The organism is Mesorhizobium sp. WSM3873 (assembly GCF_001672445.1).
Classification (GTDB): domain Bacteria; phylum Pseudomonadota; class Alphaproteobacteria; order Rhizobiales; family Rhizobiaceae; genus Mesorhizobium.
Genome location: NZ_LYTM01000014.1, coordinates 22,268 through 45,774, shown reverse-complemented (window position 1 = coordinate 45,774; position 23,507 = coordinate 22,268). Strand labels below are relative to the sequence as shown.

20 protein-coding genes are annotated in these 23,507 nt (G+C 61.1%); 8 read left to right on the top strand and 12 right to left on the bottom strand.

Annotated features, from left to right (window positions below; translation table 11 throughout):
• Positions 1 to 280: 280 nt before the first annotated feature.
• The gene (locus A9K71_RS12410; RefSeq protein WP_066995432.1) at positions 281 to 1,876 is read right to left on the bottom strand and encodes a hypothetical protein; all 1,596 of its coding nucleotides are present in this window, start codon (positions 1,874 to 1,876) and stop codon (positions 281 to 283) included.
• Between the two features lie 184 nt (positions 1,877 to 2,060).
• Between A9K71_RS12410 and A9K71_RS12405 the strand changes: the two genes are divergently transcribed.
• The 4 genes from A9K71_RS12405 (at position 2,061) to A9K71_RS12390 (ending at position 3,537) form a co-directional block, all read left to right on the top strand.
• Positions 2,061 to 2,393 carry a hypothetical protein gene (locus tag A9K71_RS12405; RefSeq protein ID WP_066995429.1) on the top strand — a complete coding sequence of 111 codons (333 nt, stop codon included), beginning with the start codon at positions 2,061 to 2,063 and terminating at the stop codon, positions 2,391 to 2,393.
• Between the two features lie 385 nt (positions 2,394 to 2,778).
• Positions 2,779 to 2,952 (top strand): hypothetical protein, encoded by a 174-nt coding sequence (locus A9K71_RS12400; RefSeq protein WP_156319984.1) that lies wholly within the window; start codon positions 2,779 to 2,781, stop codon positions 2,950 to 2,952.
• A 45-nt stretch (positions 2,953 to 2,997) separates the two neighbouring features.
• Positions 2,998 to 3,210, top strand: coding sequence for a hypothetical protein (locus tag A9K71_RS12395; protein ID WP_066995425.1), 213 nt, complete (start codon positions 2,998 to 3,000; stop codon positions 3,208 to 3,210).
• 21 nt (positions 3,211 to 3,231) lie between these two features.
• Positions 3,232 to 3,537, top strand: a complete 306-nt coding sequence (locus A9K71_RS12390; RefSeq protein WP_156319983.1) for a hypothetical protein — start codon at positions 3,232 to 3,234, stop codon at positions 3,535 to 3,537.
• 30 nt (positions 3,538 to 3,567) lie between these two features.
• Here A9K71_RS12390 and A9K71_RS12385 read toward each other — a convergent pair whose 3' ends face one another.
• The 6 genes from A9K71_RS12385 to A9K71_RS12355 all read right to left on the bottom strand — a co-directional run bounded on the left by A9K71_RS12385 (position 3,568) and on the right by A9K71_RS12355 (position 9,280).
• Positions 3,568 to 3,780 carry a hypothetical protein gene (locus A9K71_RS12385; protein ID WP_066995421.1) on the bottom strand — a complete coding sequence of 71 codons (213 nt, stop codon included), beginning with the start codon at positions 3,778 to 3,780 and terminating at the stop codon, positions 3,568 to 3,570.
• Between the two features lie 503 nt (positions 3,781 to 4,283).
• On the bottom strand, positions 4,284 to 5,960 hold the full coding sequence (locus tag A9K71_RS12375) for a RecQ family ATP-dependent DNA helicase (protein ID WP_082980480.1): 1,677 nt from the start codon (positions 5,958 to 5,960) through the stop codon (positions 4,284 to 4,286).
• A gap of 42 nt (positions 5,961 to 6,002) precedes the next feature.
• On the bottom strand, positions 6,003 to 6,527 hold the full coding sequence (locus A9K71_RS12370) for a M48 family metalloprotease (RefSeq protein WP_066995419.1): 525 nt from the start codon (positions 6,525 to 6,527) through the stop codon (positions 6,003 to 6,005).
• Positions 6,528 to 6,599: 72 nt separating this feature from the next.
• Positions 6,600 to 7,124, bottom strand: a complete 525-nt coding sequence (locus tag A9K71_RS12365; protein WP_066995409.1) for a hypothetical protein — start codon at positions 7,122 to 7,124, stop codon at positions 6,600 to 6,602.
• Between the two features lie 357 nt (positions 7,125 to 7,481).
• On the bottom strand, positions 7,482 to 8,270 hold the full coding sequence (locus A9K71_RS12360; protein ID WP_066995406.1) for a UDP-N-acetylmuramyl pentapeptide phosphotransferase: 789 nt from the start codon (positions 8,268 to 8,270) through the stop codon (positions 7,482 to 7,484).
• A complete protein-coding gene (locus A9K71_RS12355) occupies positions 8,267 to 9,280 on the bottom strand; it encodes an NAD-dependent epimerase/dehydratase family protein (protein WP_197092114.1) in 1,014 nt (337 codons plus the stop codon). The genes A9K71_RS12360 and A9K71_RS12355 overlap by 4 nt, the downstream gene beginning before the upstream one ends.
• Before the next feature lie 404 nt (positions 9,281 to 9,684).
• On the opposite strand from A9K71_RS12355, the gene A9K71_RS12350 reads away from it, so the two are divergent.
• Both A9K71_RS12350 and A9K71_RS12345 read left to right on the top strand, forming a co-directional pair.
• Positions 9,685 to 11,697, top strand: a complete 2,013-nt coding sequence (locus A9K71_RS12350; protein WP_156319982.1) for an acyltransferase family protein — start codon at positions 9,685 to 9,687, stop codon at positions 11,695 to 11,697.
• A gap of 52 nt (positions 11,698 to 11,749) precedes the next feature.
• Positions 11,750 to 13,759, top strand: coding sequence for an acyltransferase family protein (locus A9K71_RS12345; protein ID WP_082980476.1), 2,010 nt, complete (start codon positions 11,750 to 11,752; stop codon positions 13,757 to 13,759).
• A gap of 19 nt (positions 13,760 to 13,778) precedes the next feature.
• On the opposite strand, the gene A9K71_RS12340 is transcribed toward A9K71_RS12345, so the two are convergent.
• The 3 genes from A9K71_RS12340 to A9K71_RS12330 all read right to left on the bottom strand — a co-directional run bounded on the left by A9K71_RS12340 (position 13,779) and on the right by A9K71_RS12330 (position 17,971).
• Positions 13,779 to 15,809 carry a hypothetical protein gene (locus tag A9K71_RS12340; RefSeq protein WP_066995385.1) on the bottom strand — a complete coding sequence of 677 codons (2,031 nt, stop codon included), beginning with the start codon at positions 15,807 to 15,809 and terminating at the stop codon, positions 13,779 to 13,781.
• Entirely contained in the window at positions 15,810 to 17,072 is a 1,263-nt protein-coding gene (locus A9K71_RS12335) for a glycosyltransferase (RefSeq protein WP_197092113.1), read from the bottom strand.
• Between the two features lie 140 nt (positions 17,073 to 17,212).
• A complete protein-coding gene (locus A9K71_RS12330) occupies positions 17,213 to 17,971 on the bottom strand; it encodes a hypothetical protein (RefSeq protein ID WP_156319980.1) in 759 nt (252 codons plus the stop codon).
• Between the two features lie 191 nt (positions 17,972 to 18,162).
• On the opposite strand from A9K71_RS12330, the gene A9K71_RS12325 reads away from it, so the two are divergent.
• Positions 18,163 to 20,025, top strand: a complete 1,863-nt coding sequence (locus A9K71_RS12325; protein ID WP_245299601.1) for an ABC transporter ATP-binding protein — start codon at positions 18,163 to 18,165, stop codon at positions 20,023 to 20,025.
• On the opposite strand, the gene A9K71_RS12320 is transcribed toward A9K71_RS12325, so the two are convergent.
• Positions 20,022 to 20,861: a class I SAM-dependent methyltransferase gene (locus A9K71_RS12320; RefSeq protein ID WP_066995377.1), complete on the bottom strand. Its 840-nt coding sequence runs from the start codon at positions 20,859 to 20,861 to the stop codon at positions 20,022 to 20,024. The genes A9K71_RS12325 and A9K71_RS12320 overlap by 4 nt on opposite strands.
• Positions 20,858 to 22,102, bottom strand: a complete 1,245-nt coding sequence (locus tag A9K71_RS12315; protein ID WP_197504225.1) for a glycosyltransferase family 4 protein — start codon at positions 22,100 to 22,102, stop codon at positions 20,858 to 20,860. Before A9K71_RS12315 ends, A9K71_RS12320 begins: the two co-directional genes overlap by 4 nt.
• A gap of 122 nt (positions 22,103 to 22,224) precedes the next feature.
• Between A9K71_RS12315 and A9K71_RS12310 the strand changes: the two genes are divergently transcribed.
• Complete coding sequence (locus tag A9K71_RS12310) at positions 22,225 to 23,502, top strand: nucleotide sugar dehydrogenase (protein WP_066995367.1); 1,278 nt, start codon at positions 22,225 to 22,227, stop codon at positions 23,500 to 23,502.
• Positions 23,503 to 23,507 lie beyond the last annotated feature (5 nt).

Here is a 23,507-nt window from a genome sequence, read left to right as displayed (position 1 = left end):
GGGTCATATGCGTGCGAAAGAAAGGGCACTCGTGACCATGGCCGCTCACGTACGTAAGCGATCCAGGGGAGTCGACATCCCCTGCAAAAAACGGAGCCATCTGAACCGTAGGTGAATCCGCTGGAAATGCCTTCGCTACTTCTACAGAACTAGGTCGGGTCCGATCTAGCCTTCCCATAGCAGCGATCACAGCCGCGGTGGTGGGTTCTCGACAACATTTTCGACGGCGGTGCTCCACGCCGGGAAAACATTTCCCAATCCGCGAGGCTTGGCGCCGGCGTCAGCCTTCAAGTTGCCGTGCCAAGCGCCTGATCGCAACGCGATCGGAATCGGCTAACAGGAAGTATGGTGTTGGATATCCCTCGACCCAGGCATCAGAGACGCGCCCCTCGCCCACCTTCGAAAGAATTAGCCCGACGGCGGGGTTGAACCGACGCAGCGGCAGGCCGCTCTCCGCGTGGAGTGCGGGCACGTCCACGGAATCCTTTGGCAGGATGAGCGGAATGAGCTGTCGCGCATCGGCGACAGGATCGCTCCCCATGCAAGTCGGGTCGAATGTCAGGAATAGCTCTTCGCTAACATCCACTCGGGGCAACCGTTCCGAGATAAGGTGGGTCAGTGTCACGAAGCCATCCTCGGCGAGGTCGGCGGCCGCCTCGGCTAGTTGATCCATCGACAGATTCGGGAAGGCCTCGACCAGGGAGTTCTCGTCTACGTGACCGGGCAGGCCGTCGGTTGATGTCATGCAGATCCATTTGCCCACGGCCGTGCCTTCTGGGCTCAGATCGCCGATGGTCTCGGTGGGCGAAGCCATCACTTCCTCTCCGGTCTGTATCGCAGGCAACGGCAATGGCAGGCCCGCCAGCATGTCATCGATGCGACGGACGACCTTGCAGCAGAGATTGGCAAAGGACCGGATGTCGGCCGCAACCAACTCGACGGTCTCGCCCAACTTTGCCTCCTTCGCATGCTGGACGAACTTTGCGTCCACCACGCCGAGATTGTGCCCAATCAAGTGTCGCTTTTGAATGTTGAGAGAAAGCATCGCCAGCTCCTGCGCATCGAGCTCGGCGAAGGGATCGAACGAGAACTCATCGAAGCGCTTACGGCCCTTGTCGACGTTCTGGAAGTCGTTGCCAAGGGGCTTCACGGGCGCCGCTCCTGGAGGTCGATTCTGGATGCGATAGGCGTACGCGACCTTGAGTGTCGCCTCGAAGGCGGTGAGCACGTCCTCGTGCGCATTTCCAAGCAGTCGGTAGGCCAACTCCTGGCGATCCTTGCCCAAGGCCTCCGCCAGATCTACCTGCTGTCCGACCAGTTCGGCTTCGCGGGCGAAATGAAGCGCCAAGTTGAGGGCTCCGCAATCGGGGCAGAAAAGCGCGATCGCAAAGACCCCGTAGTCTCGTCCGCAGCAGTCGCAAACCAGCAGCCGCATCAAGTCGCGGCGTCCAAACCGCGGGCGTGGACGATTCCTCCGAGGAGCAGGCTTATAGGACAACGACTTGCTGCCGCGCGCGACCCCAACAAACATGTCCGAGATCGCGTCCTGAATGTCCTCGAGCGCCGCATGCTCCACCATCTTGATGGCCGCCTTTCGATCGTCCGGATGCAAGAACTCCGCATCCTCCGCCCTGACGCCGCTGTAGGGGCAGACTGTGCCCGGAGTGCCGGGCGCATGCTTCATACGCGTAACCTTGTTTGGATCAGCTACGAAGCCGGCGACTCGTTCACCCAGCACGAAGTGTCTTGGATGGGCAGCAAGGTTAGGCGAATACCGATAGACCCTACCATCCGGCGTCTTAGGCGGCTGGATAGTCAGTTGCATCTTGCTACCGGTGCCGCCCACGCGCATCTTCTCAAGTCGTTTCATCTTCATCGGCGTCCCCAAGCGACTCGTCGGTCGTCACCATTCTATATGATTTCGGCCCCAGTACCTCAGTGCGGTCGCCGCTCTGATTTGCCATTTGCAGCCAGGTCCTGGAAGCATCCGAAAGGGAACGAGTACATCCAAAACAGCGGCGAGCACAATCGCCACTACACCCGTGTCCTTAGGGCCCCTGATGCCCAATTTCGAAAACGCATACGGCGAGGTCGAATTCGGCGTTGCCTTGTGGCAAACCATCGATCTGCTGAAATCAATCGCGGCAGACGAAGCTATGGCGGGTGCGGCCACTGAAGAGGAGACGATCTCGACTTTCCTCAACCCGCCCGAGGGAAAGCTCAGGGGGCTACCACGTGGCCAGGTTTCCCGAAGAAGACAGGTGGCCGGCCATTCTTCAGCTTCGCAGACGAGACCTTTCAAGACGGCTGGAAACGGTTTTCGCTATACGCCGCTGCAGGCTACCAGGACATTCCGGTTGTCTTCTATCCTGAAGAACGGCACTACAGACTGAAATCTGGCCCCGATTTCGTAGCCGTCGCACGGGCAGAAGGCACTTTTGACAGGCAACCATCGCAAGTCGCGGCAATCTCTCGCCTTCGAGCTCGTGACGCACAAAATCGGCGCCATGACTGAGCGCGGTCCCTACATCGGTGACGATGTCCTCCGTCGAATAGCGGCCCGGCTTGCGATCGACCACGCGGTCGTTGCTCTGATGATGCAATGATGCATGCCTATATGCCTATACGGTTTTCCGGCATTAGGCAGCAAATGCCGGACGTGTCCACCAAAGCGTCGGGGATCGCCTGCAGCTGATCCTGCGTAAAATGCATGTCCCAACGGTCCGAGCTATCGGGCCGCCAAGCCGCTTCATAACAAAGCGCGAAAGGATTCGCGAGTTGCGCGACGTTATTAGTCACGACCTGATGCTGCGGCCAGAACGTTCAAACACCTCACGCGAGGAGATGCCGCATTTGTTCGGCGGCGCAATAATACCCGCGACATCATTGAACGGAAAGCTGTCGGCGCTCAGATGGATGATGGGCGATGACTGGGATATGCTCGACACCTAAGTACATGAGCATCATCGGAGGGGATTTCATGGCAGGTAGGATCAATTGGGCCTCGTCATCTCGGCAGGCGTTTTCTTCATAGCGCTTTGGCTTCTGCAGTCGGCGCTGGGCACCCTCTACGAACGGGTGGAGACGACGTGCGGGATAGCGACCTGCGGAGAGAAGATCGCCGTCGCCTACCAATGTTTGTCGCTCTCCACAGTAGTGTCCGCCGTGGCGGTCGCGATGCTGTTCTATCGCTATAGCAGGCGCAGCTGACAAAGACGGCTAGGAGTGCACTTGATACGGAACATCTTGATCCCAGCGGTGGCCACGGCCGTCGGCGCGTTGGTCGGGTTAGTCATCATCGGCCTTCCGGGCGTGAACATGATCCAGACGCTGGATGGCAGCCCTGTTCCGGGAGGCATTCCCGCGGAACAGGTCGGCGCCATCATCGCCGATGGCAAACGCATCGGCAGCTATGTCGACTTCTACGGAGTCAGCCTCCCTGGCGAGCCGCTTTACTGGGCCATCGGGACCATCGCCGTCATGGCGTTCGCCGGGTACCGGATTGGGGCCTTGACGAAGGTGAAGGCTGGTCGATAGCAGATAATGAGCCGTTGATGGAAACGCGGGTCAGCGCCCTCCCGCGGTTTCGCACCAAGCGGTGGACCGCTCCTGTACCTGATCTGATGACATCTGCCCTGCGATCCCATCCCGCAGCTCGATGGTGTCGGGATTCGCCGACCCACGCGCCGCATAGGCGTTCAACCAAGCGTACGCGGACACCAGGTCGCCCGCCTTCCTGCTGGCGCTGCCGAGCGGATAGAGCGCGGTCGCGATAGCCATCCCTTACCGCCTTCTCGTACTTCTTGAACCACCGGGCAGCGCTCTGGAAGTCTGGCCCGGCGAGATCGTGCAGGACCCGCACCCGGACAGCTGTATGAAGTAGTCGCCGCACGCGTCAATTCCGCTGTGTGGGAAGGACACTGGATTTGGCTTCGCCCGGCCGAGGCAGCCGTCGCACTAGTTTTGCTTCGAGCATCGTGCAGAAGGAGAGGAATTCCTATGATCTCCCCTCCCCGCCGATACGGCGAGTATGCCGACCGCGAGATTGATTGCCAGGAAGCGATGGAACCCGACTTCCAGGCAATCGTACCTGCATGCTGAAAGCTGGGTGGCGGCGCGGCGAAGTAATGCGTGCCGTTCGTCGCCTGATTGCTTCCGACAACATGGCTCAGAAGGAAACCGCCAAGATCGAGGCCGAGCTGGCGATTGCCAAGGCGATGATCCGAGCGGGAAGATGATCAGGCGCGGTCCGCTGCTATTCACGGGCTCGTCGACCCGTAAACCTAGCCGGCAATGACACGGGCAACGTAGCCCGCCATTCCGTGCCGTTTGATCTCCGCCTTGTCGCAATGATCGCAACAGGATTGGAACCGCCTAGACTTCGTTCGGGTGCCGAATGCCCAATTTAGAATCCTGACCGAAAGGCTAGGCCGCCGAGTAGTCTTCGGGCCTTGGAAATATTCCGAGATTGCGGCGCGGATGCAGGACTGGGTTCTCATCAGCTCGTTAACCTCGTCGATTTGATGATACCGCTGCTCCAGCATTTGCTTCGGATCGAGCGCAGAGACCTGTGCAGCCTCCACCGTTTTCTCGGCCATGAAACGCAGCCTTGAGATATCGCGACCAACGCTCGAACCATTGTGGAACATGACCGCCACCGAAGGCTTCCCATCCCTTCCGGCGCGGCCGAACTCCTGTAGCTGGTCTTCAACTGATGCCGATTGCTGCCAATGGATCACGAGGCGGACGTTCGGGACGTCGAGGCCCATGCCAAAGGCGTTGGTGCAGATGATCTGGTCGACGACCGGCTTGCTTTGCCCAAGGAAGCGCTTGACGAGTTCCTGTCGTTCCCATGCGTTCCCGAGCTTGGAATGGTAGAGTGGCACCTCGAGCCCCAGATCGCGGACCGCCGCTTGCAACTCTTCGCCGACGTTCGTTGACGGCACGAAGACCATCGCCTTCTGTCCCTGAAGCTGAGGTGTCCGCAACAGAGACGCGATTTCCCGTGCCCGCTGGTCGCCTGCGCATCGCCACCGGAGGAGCGCGATGTTCGGTCCGTCGACGTTGCGCACGAATATTTCGGCATCTTCGATGCCGAGCGATTTCAGGATGCGTTGCTGCATCTCCCGCCCGGCCGTCGCGGTGAATGCCAGAACAGGTGGCGAGCCCAGCTTCTCGCGGACCTCCCTGAGGCGGCCGTATTCCCGCCGGAAGTCCCTGCCCCATTGATCGACACAATGGGCTTCGTCCACGACAATGAACGATGGCTTGGTCTGCTTCAGGCGCGCGCGTTCGTCATCGCTCCTGACGAAGAAGCGTTCGGGAGCCAGATAGAGCAACTTGATCGCGCCCGCTCCCAGCAACGAAAATCGGGCCTGTTTCTCCTCGACGCTCAGATCGCTGTTGATGAAGGTGGCGGGGATCTTCCTGGCCAGCAGATCGGACACCTGTTCGGACATCAGCGTTTTCAAAGGGCTGACGACCATAGTCAGTCCATGGCGAAGCACCGCAGGCAGCTGTAAGCAAAGAGTTTTGCCCGATCCGGTCGGACTGACCACCAGGACCGATTTTCCAGAGAGAGCAGCCAGCACGATCGGCAGCTGGCCTTCGCGGAATCGGTCCTTTCCGAACAGGCGCAGGACCGGACCGAAATTGCCGACAGCCTCAGAAACCCTGCCCTCAGTATCCAGCCAGCGAACAAGCCTGACAGCCCATCGTTCGATAAGCCGTCTCGCAAGGCCGCCAGTCAGGTTTGGGTGATGGACTGCATGGCAGCCATCGCAGAGGGTAATCAAATTCGAGAGCTCGTCCGTTCCGCCCATCGATCTGGGCAGCAGGTGATGGACATCGGCTTCGGCTGATTTCACCGGCGTAGCGCACGAGACGCAGCGGTAGTGGTCACGATCGATAGCCTGAAGGCGTATTTCGTGCCACGAATCGGCGGCAATAGGTCGATCCATTTCTGCTCGCGTCCCCGATCTTCCGAAGCAACGGTGAAGGAGCTAGCGCCGGCAGTCTTTTGCAGAGATCGGATTCTTCCAGCCAGCTTTGATCGCCGCGACTCGGTCGCCCTTCGCCGGATGAGTTCGCGATGGCCGTCCGTCGAACAATTCAGCCATTGCCAGAGCGTTCTCCAGCGACATGCCGGCGTTTCGCATTGCCGCTCCGGCGAACCGGTCCGCTTCCAGTTCCTTCAGCGGATTCGGGGGTGATCCGAGATGCCGGCAATAATGATGCCCGAGTTCGTGCGCCATAATCGCCATGGCCCCTTCATAGCCTACCTTCTGTGACAGTGTACGATCGTAGACGATGACGGGGTTGCCGCCGAGAATGGTAGCGATAGCATTCCCGTCGAGGTCGGCATTCATCGGGAAAATCGCGCACTCGCCGCCAGTCAGGTGCATCGCGTCACACGCATCAAACATCATGAAGGCATAGTCCTCGAAAGCAGGAATGACAGCTACGGATTTCCCATTCGCACCAATGGGAAAATGCATCGACGGCAGCTTGTCGTAATCGACGGTCATGCCGCGGTCTTCGGCAACTGATGCCAAGACGGATGCGACTAGCGTAATAAGTGCAACCGCATTCGCTCGCATTCAGTACATTCCGCGGGCGAGATCGTTGATGTACCAGCGACGGTGCATCTCGCTGTGATCTTGCATCTGTCGGCTCACCACGCCTAGCAATCCGCCCGTCCATGTTTCAAAGGCTGGTCGTCCCGCTGGGTCCTCCATGTGTTCTGCCATCGTCCTGATCGTGTAGACGGGATTTTGCCATGCCCGCTCCTCGCCCAGTCGCCGGAAATACCAGCCCTCGAACTGAAAGCGCGCCTGGCTACGGAAGGCCAGTTGCACCTTTGAGAACGAGCGGTCCTTGAAGGCCTCCGCGGTATCGAGCAATACCCGATCCACGTCGGCCATGCTTGCTGTCGGCGCGATGTTCCAGACGTCGAGAACCAGGGTCGAAGGGTCCACGCCCCACTGGTAGTGCACATAGAGAGAGACGCTGCTGTTTCTTGGATCGTCAGCCTTCGCCCGAAGAGCTGGCCAAGTCACAAACAGCCCGTTGGCTACAACGGGCACGCCGATGACAATGACCGCCCCGATCAGAACCTTTTTCACGATGCCCCCAGACCCGCGTCCCGGCGAAACTATACCGGGTTGACGCGACTGTTGTCACTGCCATCATCGCCTGAAACCCGTTGTCACTGTCATCATCGCCTGAAACCCGAACATCCCGGCGAAGCGAATATCCGTATTGCCTCAACTGAAAACCCGCAGACCACGGTGTTCGGCTCTGCGACATACACCTTGCCCGTGGGCTGGCCGCAATGCGTCCGAGGTGAAGGCGCAGAGCTGTCATCGTTGCGAGGACGAACGCCCGCGCAGCTTCGCGTCCAAATGCCAATAGCTGGCATCCAGCCGAGTCGTCGGGGCTTGGATCCGGCACTGAAATCTAGTTCGCAGATCATTCGCGGCTTACTGATTTTGCCAGGCAGTAAACGCGAGCCCCAGCGCCAAGGCCATTGCCGCATACAGGACAGGCAGAGCCTTGCTGCCAACGCCGATGCGCAACAGAGCATGACCAAGATGGTCAGTGCCGCCGATCCACGGCCGCCGTCCCTCGCGCAGGCGGCGGATAATTACGAACGCCGCATCGATCAATGGAACCGCAATCCACGCCAGTGAAGAGCCTGGCCCTCTTTCTGACGCGAGAAGGATAATCGCTGCGCCGAGCAGAAGGCTGCCACTATCGCCCATGAAGATACGCGCAGGCGGATAGTTGAAGCAGAGAAAGCCCATGCAGGCTCCCGCGCCGGCCATTCCGATATCCCCACCGAGGCCGAAGAACGCGGCCGCGGCCGCGCCGGCAGCGAGTCCGTCGGCGTGATCGAGCATGTTGACCGCATTGCAGGATACCCAGACGACGATCGGTAGCCACCACACACCTGTCATGACCCCGGCAAGTATAGCTCCCGCCGCCAGCGCCGCCGCCTTGGAACCTGCGGAAAGCGACCTGACATCATCGAGAGCGCCGAGCAGGCAAAAAAGGGCCAGTAGGATGATATGGCTGACCGGAAGCCACGGTGACATGGCTATCAGCAGCGCAGGGCCCGCAAGACGCGGAACCTCGCCTGATGTATGCCATCGGTCGACCTTCACCTTCGAGACCGCCCCGATACGCCTGGCAAGACGAGCGAACAGCCAAACACAGGGAATAGCGAGGAGCAGCGCCCCGATGAACGGGACCAATGAACCAAGCGTCAAGCAATCACTCGTTCGGTACGCATGTGCTCGATGCAATCCATGATCGTCTGCTTCGTGCTTCGCAGCGCACGCCATCCTGTCATCGCGGTCAATAGACCTGTATCCGGAACGCGGTCATACGTTGCAGCGAACCTGTCCCCATAGACCGCGTTGGATGGCTTCATGATGATCGGCGCGTTCGTCTCGGTGGCTTCAACGACCATCCTCGCGAGTTTTCCGATCTGAACCGCTTCGCTGCCTCCCAGATTTACAGGCCGCCCCTGCAGCGAGCGACATTGCATAACCAAGAGCAATCCATCGGCGGCGTCGGCCACATGCAGGAATGCCCTCCTCTGCTCGCCGTCGTCGTGGACCACTAGGGGCTCGCCCCGTAAGGCAGCGTTGACAAAAACTGGCAACACGAGACCTGTCGCCGAACGCTGCCGCGGCCCAGCCATGTTGAATGGTCGAACAATCCAGGCAGGGATGCCGAAATCGAAAAGCAGGCCGGCGACCAGATGCTCGACCGCTGCCTTGGCGGCGGCATAGCCCCATCGAGGTCGAATGTCTGTCATCACAGGGTCAGACTCGGTGATGGGACGGTCACGTCCTGAGCCGTAGACTTCCGAACTCGACGTATAGAGAAGGGGGCGCCTGTGCAGCCGGCATGCCTCGACAATCGAACAACCGGACTCGAGAATGCCGCTGGTAACGGCAAAACGTTCCTTGTGGGCGCGCTGAACCCCGATCGGGCTCGCAAGGTGGAACACGGCGTCTGCCTGCCCAACCTCGTCCCGAACCGCCGCGTTGAACGCCGGATCGCCAACCCTGAAAGCGCGAACGGTCAGCCGGGGATCGCCCACGGGCAGATTGCTGAGCAGGCCGTTCGAAAGATCGTCGATCACCGTTACGCTGCAGTGGCGCGCAAGCAAGAGATCGACCAGTGCCGATCCGAGGAACCCCGCGCCGCCTGTCACCAGGACATGCGTCCGCGGGCCGAATTCAACCAGGTCCGCGCTATGGCTGTCCATTGTGCCGCCCTCCAGTATGGCCCTGTCCTCGCTCCGCATGGGCCATGCCCTTCTATACAGTCAAGGACACCGTAAACAACTTGTTTTTCTAGCGGCCAACAGAGTTTTAGCAGTCATCGGGATGTCGACGGACAATGATGCCGCCCGCGTTACCCCGAGCCGGATGCCCCTGCCCGTATGGATACAGCTGATGCCAGGTTTCCGCGCTCTTGTGCGGGTTCTTACAGGAAAAACAATTGTGGCCGTTCCCACGTTTCTCATAGTTCGGCACTGCATTATCTATTGGTAATATATGGATTTATCTGTGGGGAATCACACGGTGGGCTGCGCTAACGCGAGCGACCCCTCGACTCGGGCGGTTTAGTCAGGTTACGACGTGAAGCGGAGCGCCGCAGGGGGACGTGGTGGAGTCTGACTATAGGCCCGACATCGACGGCTTGCGCGCAATTGCGGTGATCGCCGTAATCCTTTTTCATTTCGGCGCGCCGGGGTTCCCCGGCGGTTTCGTTGGCGTCGACATATTCTTTGTGATCTCGGGCTACCTGATCACCCGGCTGCTGCTCGCCAAAGGCAGCGAGCTGTCGATAGTTGAATTCTATGGCCGCCGCATGCGGCGAATTCTCCCGGCTCTGCTGGCGATGATTTGCTTTTCGCTGGTTGCAGGCTGGTCTCTGCTGCTCCCCGGCGACTACGCCAGCCTCGGGCGCAGCGCTGCGTTTTCGGCTGGCGGCGTGGGAAACTACTATTTCCTCTGGAACACCGGCTATTTCGACCGCGACGCGACGCTGCTGCCCCTTCTGCATCTTTGGTCGCTGGGCGTGGAAGAGCAGTTCTACCTCCTGTGGCCCGCTTTGATGCTGTTTGCGAACAGGCTCCCGCGCGGCGGCCAGTCGGCGCCCGTCACAGTGATCTGCCTCGTCGCGCTGCTCAGCTTCCTGACCGCCCTTCACCTCGTCACGGTCGATCCAAAGCAGGCATTCTACGTCCCGTTCAGCCGAGCCTGGGAGCTGGCCGTGGGTGGCCTGCTCGTATTTCTGCCGCCTCTGCGCCGGCGTGCTTCGGAGGTTTTCGGTCTGGCCGGCCTTGGTCTCATAGCCGCCAGCGCGGCCTGGCTGTCGCCGGACCAGCCGTTTCCCGGAGCCAACGCGGTCATTCCAGTGGCAGGCGCTGCCGTTCTGGTCTGGCCGCATTCGCGCTCGTTCGTGTCGCGATTCCTTTCGACCGCTCCGCTCCGCCTGACGGGAAAGATTTCCTACAGCCTCTACCTGTGGCATTGGCCGATTCTGGTCTTCTTCCGTCACTACGCGGGCACCGCGAATCCGACAGCCGCAGAGGCATCGGTCCTGATCGCAGGCAGCTTTCTGACGGCCTATCTCTCCTGGCGATTTGTCGAAGAACCTGTGCGCAGTTGGCGGGCACCGCCGATGAGAAGCGTCACTGCCGGCGCCGCCGCAGCGCTGATGGTTGGTCTAAGCGGCAATTCAATCTCCGAAGCCGGTGGGTTCACCAGCAGGATTCCGAAAGAGGTTGAGGCCCTGCGCAGTCTCGAAGTCATGTGGGATTGGCCTTGTCCGCAGATGGTCAGGATACCCGAACTGGGCAGCACGTTTTGCGCCTTTGGCGCGCCCTGGGATAAAGCGAAGCACCGCGGCATGCTTTGGGGCGACAGTCATGCAGAGCATCTTGCGCCGCTGCTGGACGTCGTCGGACAGCGGGAAGACACCGCTTTCTTCCTGTACCGGGCTTGCCCGGCGGCTTTTGGGAAGGGCGTCAACCGCGCCTACCCTGGGCAGCCCCGCTATCAGGAAACCTGTGCATCGTCCCGGCAGGCGGCGGTCGGCATGCTGGGTCGGCGCTCGGACGTCGACATTGTCGTGCTGTCATCCGCCTGGACCAGCCTTGCCACCACCGATGTCCGAGCTGACGATGGGCGCAACGCCGACAAAGTGCTGTTGCTGCGCGACGGTTTGCAAAGCCTCGTCGCGGAGATCACCACGCATCATCGACGAATCGGGATTGTCGGCCAGGTTCCGGGACCGGGTCTGGATCTCACCTCGTGTGCAGCGATGCGGGAAACCAAGATTTTGCGGCGTTGTTCAACGGAGATGGATAGCGAAAGAATACTGAAGATATGGGCGCCGACGGTCGCGGCGCTCGGATCCCTGGCCAGGAAGGACCGGGTATTCTTCCTGGATCCGGTGAATGGCATGTGCCCGAACAGACATTGCACCACCTACGTCAACGGCGAGTTCATCTATCGCGATGCATCGCACATTCGCAGGAATCTTGGACCCGTCACAGACGGCGAGCTCGCAAGAATGATCGGTTTCTTCCCGGCTCTTGCCGCCGACGGAGGCCAGCTCCGGATGTCAGAGACCGTCAACCCGAAGCTTTTGGCGCCGCATCGCAGCAATTGATGACGATGAGGAACGGCACGGCAACAATGGCAGTGGCGGTCCAGCCTTGAGGATGGACACGGCTTCTCGATCGGATGAGGTGCCGGCTGGCCCGCAGCCGTTGCCTCGAGGTGCCACAGCGATCGCACCAATCGTTCACCGGGCGGACGTAGACGGGCTTAGAGCTCTCGCCGTCCTGGCTGTGCTTTTCTTCCATCTGAGAATCTCAGGGTTCACCGGCGGCTTCGCCGGCGTCGACGTCTTTTTCGTCATCAGCGGCTTCCTGATCACCCAGATCGTGGCAGCCGAGATCGAAGCGGGCTGTTTCAGCCTCGCTCAGTTCTATTCGCGCCGGGCGCGGCGGCTACTGCCAGCTTTTTTCATGACGCTGGCGGTCTCGAGCGTCGCGGCGTTTCTTCTGTTTGCGCCCCAGCATATGGAGAGCTTCGCCGGGTCTCTTCTGGCCGCGACGTTCGGCGTTTCGAACGTCCTCTTCTGGCGCGAGTCCGGCTATTTCGATCTCGGCGCGCGCATCAAACCGCTCCTTCATACCTGGTCGCTGAGCGTGGAGTGGCAGTTCTACCTCGTCTGGCCGCTGCTGCTGACACTTCTTTGGATCGTCTCCCGGCGGCGCGTGTTCTGGCCTGTTCTGGCCATGGCGATCTCAGGCTTCTGCCTTATCCTGGCGTTCCAGGACGGGTCATTTTGGCTGCTTTCAGGAACGCGGGCGGCGGACTGGATTGCGGACGGCCGCGCCACCGTCTTTTACAACACGCCCTTTCGCGTTTTCGAGTTCGCTTGCGGAGCGACATTGGTCTGGCTTCGGAAGCCCCCCTCCGTCATAGCTCACGAGTTTATCGCCTTGCTGGGGCTGGCTATCATCGGGGGCGGCATCTTTCTCGATGGCGTTGCGGCACCCCCGGCCTGGAACGTGCTTCCCCCGACCCTGGGCGCAGCGATGGTGCTGCATGCCGATCGCTCGCAATGGGTAAGCCTTGTCTTACGCAACAAGCCGACAGTCTATTTCGGACGCATCAGCTATTCGCTCTACCTCGTCCATTGGCCCGTGATCGTATTTTGCGAGTACGCCCTGCTTCGGCCGCTGTCGCCAACGGAAACGATGCTAGCCGGTTTCCTGGCGTTCGCCCTGGCCGTCTTGATGTTTCACCTGGTTGAACAGCCCTGCCGGGCCGGCCGCGGATTCGTCTCGCCTCCCAGGCTTGCCTTGGCAGGCATTGTCTCCTTCGCGCTGGTCAGCTGGTCGATGCGGGATGGCCTGCCCTGGCGTGTGCCATCGGTTGCCGCAGGAACAGAACTGGCCGATAGCGTGGCATTGAAAGCGATCACCGGTTCGCTGGGCTGCCCGGACTTCTGCGAATTCGGAAATCTCAAGAGCCCAAGGAAAATCCTCGTTGTCGGGGACTCGCACGTCGACCACTACACGCGCGCTCTGGAAGAGCTTGGTGGGAAGGACTTTCATTTCCTGCTGGCGCAAGCTGGCAACTGCTATTTCGGAGCGGATCTTCAGACCCGGACCAACGGCGCGGTCACGCAACATTGCCGCGTGGCGACTGATCAAGCCGCTCGGTGGCTGAAAGCGGGAGGGATCTCCGCCATCGTCCAAGCCGAGCGGTGGCCCGGATACCGCAACCTGCTTGAGCGGAAGACTGACGGCGTGGCTGTCGACGCTCCTGATCTGGGCAAGCTGTTTCCGATGATGCTCATGGACGTCGCGAAGCTCTATGCCGATTTCCGCGGTCCGGTCATCCTGATCGGGCACGCTCCAAACACCAACCTGATCTGCGACGTGAGGCCTCACTATTTTTCGTTGCCATGCCCGGCGCCGTCGCTCTCGGAGCATGTCGCCTTCGAGGCTGCGTTTCGGGCGTTCGCGAGCCATTCCAGCTTTCAGCTGGTCGACCCTGTGCAGACCGTCTGCTCCACGACGGAGTGCCGCGCGACGGACGGCGCAGGACATAGCCTCTACGTCGACGACCATCATCTGTCGGTCTTCGGCGCAAGGCTGATCGCGCCGAAAATCATCGGGAAGCTGCGGGACGATCTAGCCGTGGCGTCGCGGTGAACAGCAGTGGGTCGGTGAATCAATCTGCGCGCGGCGGACATCCTCGACACGCAGCTGCCGTCGCGACCGACCAGGCCAGGATCGTCCCCAGAACGATGAAACAGAGCGCGCTGACCGCAAGCGGGACGGCGACCTCGTAGGTTCGCCCATTTTGGCGCGGATCGCTTATGTCCGTGGCGGCGAACAGCACCGTATCCCGTTGGCGAAACGTGTACTCGCCCTGCCGGACGGCGGGCCACGAGTGCGCAGACCAGTTCACGCGTCGCAGCGGTGTCCCGTCCTCTCGCAGATAGGAGGCTTGCGAAGCAGGAAGGTCGTCAAAATGGAACAGGCCCGGAAAGCTAGGGGCCGGAAGGCGGGCTCCGTATCCTCCTCTGGAGGTGAACATTGCCTCGTTCTGCAACCGCCCCCCGGACAGCTGCGGCGTGAGGGCGAGTATGGCGACGCAGCCGGCGACGAAGAGAGCTGCGCCCCCGACGGTTCCCGCAGCAAAGCTCCAACCCGTTCGCTGGTTCTGAGCAGGCTCCACCTTCACGGCGAGCATGCCGCCGATCCCCAGCGCGACGGGCAGAAAGAGGCTCGGGGTCAGCAAGACGTCATGTGACGTGAGCATGACGCCCAGGACGGCAACACCAAGAGGAAGGTCTCTCGCATCGCGGACAAAGCAGAAAGCGAAGCCGACGAGACCGATCGGAATCAGCCATCCGAGGTGACCGAAGGCGATCGCGAACAGGACAAAACTGTTGTGGGGCGCGAGAGCCTGCGCCTCTTCGAGGCCTCGGCCGAAGAAGCCCCCTTCCCTGTAGGCGAGCAAGCCGCGTTCCAAAAAGAGAGCGCGTGCCGAGATTGAATTTCTTACGCCTTCATCCGTGAGCCGCTCGCCGAGTGCCTGCATCTTGCTAGCGCTCGGAGATTGGCCCGAATTGGATGAGGATGCCGATGAGGGCATCGCGTTGGATGCCGGAACTGGCATCGCGCCAGTGTCCGACGGAGCTTTAGGAGAAGCTGGCCCCCCGCTTTCCAACGTCCTTGCTTCCGGCTGCCGTGAAGAAGGTCTGTTGACGGCGTTGCCAGGGAGGTCGGCGTGGAACGAAGCCGCTGGAGTCGTCGGCGGCAGAGTGCCGGGCCTGGGTGGGGATGCGGCTGTGAGCGGAGTGTCGACGGCCGCCGACGCTTCGTTGAGCGCCTCGTTCAGCGAGAGTACCCCTCCGAGGGACTCTCCCACGGCAACGCGGAAATAGTTATTGGTCAGCGAGGCAATGCCAATCGCTCCCAGGAGCGCAAATGCGACAGCGATCGCGCGTGCCCAATCACCAAGGTCGATCTGGAATTGCCGTCCATTGCGAAATCGTTGCCAGAGGCGAACGGCAATGGGCGCCGCGACGGCCGCAAAGGCGGCGAGAAGGGTCGAGCGGGAAAGAGTGGCCAGCAGTGCCGCCCCCACAAGAACAAGAAAGCTCGCACGCCATTTTTGCGTAACCGCGCCGTAGCTGGCTGCCGCGCCGAGCAGCAGGCCGGCCGCTGCGACGTTCGGGTTGATCGCCAACCCGGCAGCTCTGCCCGGAGCGTTGGTGAAGCCGTTGGCGAAGCACAGATCCAGAAAGCAGATGACAGCGCTGAGAGCAGTGGCCGACGCCGACAGCCGCAACACAGTTGCGGGGGAGGAGGCAAGCATCGTCACGATCGCTGCGCCACCGAGAAACAGGGTGATCAGATAGCATTTGGCGACGATCCCGACCGGATGCAGCGCAACCGGAGCGACTGCCATCGCTGCGGCGATCGCAAGCGGCACGATCGCCTTTCGCACGTCACGACGCACCACCAGGACAGCGAAAGAAACGATCAGGACGCTGCCATAGAGGGCGTGGAAAACCAGCCTCGCGAATTCATCCCTGCCCGTAAAGAACGGCAGAAAGAACGGCATAAACCACGACTGGTAGAGCGCCACGGCGAGCGCGCAGAGCCCGGCCGAAAGGTTCGCCAGGATCGGCCTCCACCGATGAGCCGCACTCGAGGAGCGATCCTGGGGGACATGACCGATCCCGCTCATTCATCCTCCCGCGAGATAGAGGCGTTCATAATCGTCGACCATGGCTGCGATCGAATAGCGCTGCCGCATCGTCTGCTGCCGAAACTCCCGGTCGGCCAGCGGCTCAGGCATTCGGTCGAGAACGGCAAGAAGCCCGCGAGCGAGATCAGCAGGGTCACGAGCTTCCACCAGGACACATCCTGGCATGCCGGACACGGCTTCCGGATTCCCGCCGACGTCGGTGGCGACGACCGGAAGGCCGGCGGCGAGCTTTTCCATCAAGGCGTTGCAGAAACCCTCTTCGTGGGAAGCGATCACGCCGATGTCCATGCCCGCGAGCAGGACCGGGACATCGGTCCGGCTTCCCAAAGCCTGCACTTTCGATCCGACGCCTAGCCGGGCAGCCTCTTCCAGCAGAGCCTCGCGGATGCCCCGATCCTGTCCGGCCATGAACAACCGCAGGCCCGAGCGCCTTTCGGAGGCGAGCGCGAACGCCTGGATCAGATCTCTGTGCCCCTTGTAGGGTATGAGGTTGGCAACGATTACGATTCCGGTTTCGTCCGGGCTGAGGCCCAGTTTCCGCCGGGTCTCGGCGCGGCCTTTTTCAATGTCGTCGAAGCGGCTTAGATCGAGGCCGTTCGGTATCACCTTTATCGCGTGGACATCGTAGCCGTCACGGGCGGCCATATCGGCCGCGACCGCATGAGAGTTCGCCACCACCACGTGGGAAAGCCTGTTTGCGATCCGGTCCATTCGTTTGAGCCGAGGCCATCGCTCCTGGTGGTAGCCCAGCCCGCGTCGCGAAGTGATCACGAGGCGAGCAAACGCGATCCGGCCCGCAACTGCGCCCAGGAAATTGGTCAGGGGCAGCAACGCGTGAACCGCCGTTGGCCGTAACAAGATGATGCGGGCGACCAGGGAGGCGACAGCAGCGGAAAGAACGAGCATTGCCTTCACGCTCGGTCGTGTCTTTGGCGCACTACTGGGTTCGACAGCCTGCTTCGCCGACGCCGCCGCTGCGGGCGCGGGGTTCTGTCGGTGAAGTCCGTATACGAGGTTTACGCCGGCACGGCTCAGGGACTCGGCCAGGACGCCGCCTTTTGAGAGCGAAAAAACTTCCACCCGCCAGCCTCGCCTTTTCAGCTCCTTCGCGAGCATGACGAGTTGGCTTTCGGTGCCCCCAAGGTCTAGTTGCCCGATAACGAAGAGCACCCCCCGGCGACGCATTTTTGCCAGTGTCGCCGCGGGTGCGGCGGCATGCTCCCGTCGCTCAGTACCACGCATCGGAATTTCTTTTCGAAGCCCCATCCTCTCGCAGCCCTCGCCGCTCGGGCCCGGCTTGCCATACGCGTGCACCGCCTGCAACCCAAAGGGTTCGTGAACCAGTCGGATCGAAGGCTCGCGAACAACTAATCCGGTCCGGCCTAAGCAATATTGCGACGCCTCAGAAGCGTGCCGAAAGCCGTGAGCAGGATACCCGCCGCCACAAGCATAAGCGGCGGCCACCATTTCAGGCGCTCAAACTTTGCCTCGTAGTTCCGGACGTCGTTGAAGCCTTGAGACGTCCCGAGGGGTTGCCACGATTGGCCATAGGCTTTGTGCAACAGGGGCAGCATCGATCCGAATTGCACATAATAGGGATCGATTATGGTGGGATCCTGCTGTACCTCGCTAAGCGAATGGGGGACGAAGACGCCGTAGTCAGAGTCCAGAATGCTGCCATTCGACTCAACGACCGTGTGCTCAGGCACCGTGTATATCGTGGCTTCGATCCTTTGATCTGCCAGGACGGAATACACAATCTTCGAAACCTGGGAGCAGAAGCCGTAGCCGCGGGCAAGCGCCTTGTGGGGAGTCACAAATTCATAATTCTGGAGGTTTTGCCGATACTGAGGAAGGAAGCTCTGCATCCAGAGCAGGTAATTGTCGAAAAGCCCTATCCTTGTGTAGCGGGTGTCTGCGAGGGTCCACTCGTCGCCTTGCGTCCAGTAGTGCACCATGCCGCGTGCCACCGCCTTTGTGAGGCGCTGGAGATAGGCCTGCACGGGCTCCTCCGGATCGCGGTAAAGGTCATAGACGTCTGCGACTTTCTCCTCGAATCCGAGGGGGCCTTCGGTTGCGGCCTGCGGTGGTGCCGGATAGGCGCTGATCAATCCAAGTGGGTAGGCCGAAACGAACAGCAAGAACGCAGTCCCGAGGCCAGCCGATAACAATCCCAGCGATCGCAACGGTCCCGCCGTTAGACGGATAGGTGACGTTCCTTGCCGCATTTTTAGGGCGCTATCCATGCTTATCGCCACCGCGCGGGCGCAGCCGCAGACTCATTTGCAGATCGAAGTTGTGGACGGCCGAGCTTCGACCGTCTGTGATTAAATTGTCAATCGGCACCGCATGCGGCTTGTCGCGGGCGGCTGAACGTGAGCATTGGGCATTCGTGAACGCGGACACGGCTTTGGCACCAAACGGAACACGCAACCCCGGCAGCACCACCGATACGCTTCGGCGCTTGTGGCAGCAGGTTTCGAAGCGCCGGAAACGACAGTTTTTCGGGCTTTTGGGCCTGATGACCTGCGGCGCTCTCGCGGAGGCGGCGACACTTGGAGCCTTGCTGCCGTTCCTCGCCCGCATCGCCAATCCCGAGGCAATCGGCGGCCAGTCCTTCCTCGCCCGTCAGCTGGCCGGCTTTCGACTGACCGATGCTTCGGACAGCCTTCTTGGCCTAACAGTTTTGTTTTCGGTGGTCGCCCTCACGGCGGGCTCCGTCCGCATTTTCCTGACCTGGGCCACCAACTCCTATGTCTTCTCGCTCGGACACGAACTGGGGGTCCAAGTCTACGAGCGCGTGCTGCACCAGCCCTATAGCTATCACGTTTCGCGCAACTCCAGTTCCGTGCTTGCCGCGCTCCGGCAGGTCCAGGCCGTCACCGCCGGCGTAATGCTGCCTCTGTTGCAGTCGATCAGCGGAATCATCATCGGAGCCTTCATTGTCGCCGCGCTGTTTGCCCTGAGTTCTTTCATCACCTTCGTCATCTTCGCGGGGTTTGGGGCGGTCTACCTCGCCATGTCGCTCGTCATCCGAAAACATCTCAAGAGGAACGCGAGGATCATCGCGAGCGTGCAGGCCGAGGGCATCCGCTCCGTTCAGGAGGGCCTTGGCGGCATTCGCGACGTCATCATCAACGACACCCAGCCCTACTTTCTCTCCCGTTACAGCAAACTCGACATGCACCTGCAGCGCGCCAATGCCACTAACGCGCTGGCGGCAGGCGCTCCCCGCTACGCGATCGAAGCCGCGGGAATGGTGATCATCGCGGTGCTTGCCTATTTCCTGATCACTCGTTCGAACAATGCCGGCCAGGTGCTTCCCATGCTCGGGACGTTCGTTCTCGGCGCGCAGCGTCTGCTTCCATCGATGCAGCTTGTTTACGGCAATTGGGCCCTCATACTCAGCAACCTTGCCGGGGCCGAGGTCGTGCTTGATGCCCTGGAGGCGCCTCTCCCGGCCGACTGGAACCATCCAGCCGCCGCCAAGCGGCTTCCATTCCATCGGGCGATTCTGCTGCGCGATGTGTCGTTCAGCTACGGTCCTGGGCAGGCGCCCATACTCGAGCGCTTCAACCTGACGGTCGCCAAGGGAACCAAGGTCGGCTTCATTGGCAAGACCGGCAGCGGAAAGAGCACGACGGTGGACCTTGTGATGGGGTTGCTCGAGCCAACCAGCGGCACGATCGAAATCGACGGACAGCGGCTGGACGGGCCCACCCGGCGCGCCTGGCGGCAACAGGTCGCCCATGTGCCGCAGAGCATCTTTCTTGCGGACGCCTCGATCGCCGAGAATATCGCTTTTGGCATAGATCCCGCCATGATCGACCTGAACCGCGTCCGCAATGCGGCGCAGCAGGCGGCCCTGTCCGATTTCATCGACAGTTTGCCGGAGGGCTACGAAACCAGGGTCGGCGAGCGTGGGGTCCGGCTGTCGGGCGGCCAGCGGCAACGGATCGGCATCGCGCGGGCGCTCTACAAGCAGGCGACCGTGCTCGTCTTCGACGAGGCCACCAGCGCGCTCGACACCGAGACCGAGGCGGCGGTCATGGACGCGATCAGGCAACTGCCCGCCGAGCTCACGGTGCTCATCATTGCCCACCGCCTCACGACCGTGGAGAATTGCGACGAAATCGTCACGATCGAGGACGGGCGGCCGAGCATATGGAGTAGAACCAACGGGCAGATCAACTAGTCCTGCTTGGACAGGGCCGCCTTCGGACTCTGGAAAAGAAACTCCGTGCAAGCCTCGCCGGTGGACATTCTGATGAGTTCGAATTCGAACCTGTCCATCAGGAAATCGACCACTGCCCGATCGTCGGCGAATTCCATCGGCCAGCCGCCGAGCCAGTCCCGGACATCGGTCATGTAGCTCATTCCGCGGCCTTTTTTCTTCTCGTAGATCTGCCTGAGAAGGCCGGGCAGCCGGAACGGATTGCCGCCGAGGCCAAAGCGCCAGATGTACCAGCATTCCATCCATCGCCTTTGGTGCAAGTTCGCGGCGTTGTACCGACGCTTCACGTCGAGCCAGAATTCAGCCGATGGACGGACGACGTTCGAAGAATACAGCGCGATAAAGAAGAGGCCGCCGGGCGCTACCCTGCGGGCGGCGTTTTCTACGGCTTGCCACATCGCGCCCGTGTGGTGAAGCACGCCCCATGAATAGACAAGGCTCCAGGTGCCGAGCTTCTCAAGATATCCGCCGTCGAGCACGTCGCCCCGTTCGACCGTCCAGTTCGCTGGCTCATCGGCTAGTTGGCGGAGCTTGCTGGTTGTGCTGACTGAGAGAGGGTCGAAGTCGAAGGAATGGATCCGGCCCGCCTTTGCGTCGAAGGCTGCAAGCGAGTGCAACCCGCTTCCGCTGCCTATGTCGAGAAAATCCATTCCTTCGAGGCTCTCCTTGCCGAGGAAGGCCAGAAGCTTGTCCGCCGCTGCCTGGCGGCGTTCAGCGGAATAGTGCCTGTCGACGAAAGAGGCCCAGTTGGCACCGAATTCATAGCGGGCGGGCGTGGAATTTTCTGTGTACGTCATTCTGCAGCCTGTTGTCCGGATTCGATGATTTCCATCATATGGGCCGTGACTTTCTGAACATCGTAGCGCAGTTCGGCGAGCGACCGACTGCTCTGCGCCATGCTTTTGGTCTGGTCCGGGTTGTCGATCAGGTGGATCATGGCTTCCGCCAGAGGTGTCGTAGCGCCCACTGGCACGAGGAGGCCATTTACGCCGGGAACAATTGGCGCACGGCAGCCCGGCGCGTCAGTCGTGATCACCGGGCGGCCCATTGCCATTGCCTCCAACACCGAGCGGGAAGTTCCCTCCCGATAGGAGGGGAGGACGTAGATACGCGAATTGGCGATGGCATCGCGGACGTCGCCCACAGCTCCATGATAGCGCACCGTGCCGTCCGCCACGGCCGCCTCCACCTCCGAGACCGGAAATCCCGCAGGATTCGGGTCTCTATCGCCGACGAGGTCGAAGCGAGCCTCCGGCCGGGCCGCCCTCACCTGCCGCGCCGCACCCAGGTATTCCGCAAGGCCCTTGTCGCGAAGCAGACGGGCAATCATAAGGAAGCGCGGCTCATCCGGCAGCGGCGCTACCTTGAAGCGATCCAGGTCGACTCCTGACCCGTTGACGACATTGGCCGGCGTCCGCCCAAGCAGCCCCTGGCGGCGGAAATCATCCCTGTCATCCTCATTCTGGAACGTTGCTGTGGTGGCGACGCGCAGGCTGGCGGCATAAAGAAGTCGCGCCACTGCATTGACGACCTTCCAGTGCAGCGACCTATGCCGGTCCGTGAACGCGTAACCGAGACCGGTGATCAGTGCGTGCCGACGAGGAACCCTTGCGGCCAAGGCCGCGGGAATACCGTAGACAATTGGCTTGATCGCACATGCCAGCACCACCCGGGGCCGAAGCGACCGCATCATCCTGTAGAGCCGCAGCGCCAGGATCGCATCGCCAAAAGGGGCTACGGCCGCGCGTGCCATGGGCAGATGGTGATAGTGGATGCCGCTTTCACCCAGCCAGCGAACGGTAGTCGCGTCAAAGGGCGCTGCAGCATGGACCTGATAGCCGACAGTGCGCAGCGCAAGAAGAAGATGTCCTCGGGTAGTTGCAAGGGACTTTGGTTCGCTCACGATGACCAGGAAACGGTTCATGCATCGATCTTCCCAGGCTGATTGCCGGCTGACTCGCCCTTGTAAGTCTTCTGGCCTTGCAAACCAATTCTGCGGCGGGTTTTCCACAGCATCGATCAAGACGTTCAGGGCCAAAAGCAATGTTGTCCGTCGAGTTTTAGGTGGAGACTTCTGTATTCATCACCGCGACTCGTTGAATTCGCTCACAGCCTGCCATACAAGCGCATCGAGCATAAGCGAGCCAAGGAAGTCGGTGCATGTCCGAACGCATTGCTGTAATCGGCCTCGGCTACGTCGGCCTTCCCGTGGCCGTCGCCTTTGGCAAGGTTTTTCCGGGCACGGTCGCCTTCGATATCAGCGAGCGTCGGGTCAGCGAGCTGCGCGACGGCATCGACCGGACTGGGGAGGTCGACGCATCGTCGCTCAGGGACTCCTCGATTGTGCTTACGACCGACCGCGAGGACTTGAAAGGAGCCACTTTCTTCGTTGTCGCCGTGCCGACCCCGATCGACGTCAACCGGGCCCCCGATCTTGCGCCTCTAGCGCTGGCATCCAAAATCGTCGGCGAAGCGGTAAGCAAAGGTGCGGTCGTCGTGTTCGAATCGACGGTGTACCCCGGCGTGACGGAAGACTTCTGTGGGCCGATCATCGAACGAGCTTCCGGTCTGCGGCACCCCGACGACTTCGCCCTTGGCTATTCACCCGAACGGGCGAATCCCGGCGACCGGGAGCACTCGTTGCAACGGATCATCAAAGTCGTCTCCGGAGAAAATGCCGAGACGCTGGAGCGCGTGGCGGCCGCTTACGGCCGGATCGTCGACGCCGGCGTCTACCGGGCCAGGTCGATCAAGGTGGCCGAGGCGGCGAAAGTGATCGAAAACACGCAGCGCGACCTCAACATCGCGCTGATGAACGAGCTTGCCATGATCTTCGAGCGGCTTCAGATTCGGACGCAGGACGTCCTTGATGCCGCGTCGACAAAATGGAACTTCCTTCCCTTCAAGCCCGGCTTCGTGGGAGGACACTGCATCAGCGTTGACCCCTATTACCTGACCGCCAAGGCGGAGGCCGAGGGCTACCATCCTCAGATCATCCTCGCCGGCCGCCGCATCAATGACGGCATGGGGGCCTTCGTCGCCCAGCAGGTCGTCAAGCAGCTCATCCGTTCGGACATGCCCGTGAAAGGTGCTTCCGTCGGCATTCTCGGGCTGACCTTCAAGGAGGACGTTCCGGATTTGCGTAACAGCCGGGTTTTCGACATGGTGAGGGAGCTGCGGCAGTTCGGCCTCGCCCCCAAGGTCCACGACCCTCTCGCCGATGCCGAGACCGCCCGCCGCGACTATGGCGAAACAATCCTGCCGATCGAGGACATGACCGATCTGCAGGCTCTTGTCCTGGCGGTACCGCACAAACATTATTCACGGGAAAAATCCCGTATCTTCGACATGATCAGGCCAGGCGGAACGCTGTTCGACGTCAAGTCAGCGATCAAGCCCGAGGAAATCCCCGAAAACATAAGGTACTGGAGCCTGTGAGCTCG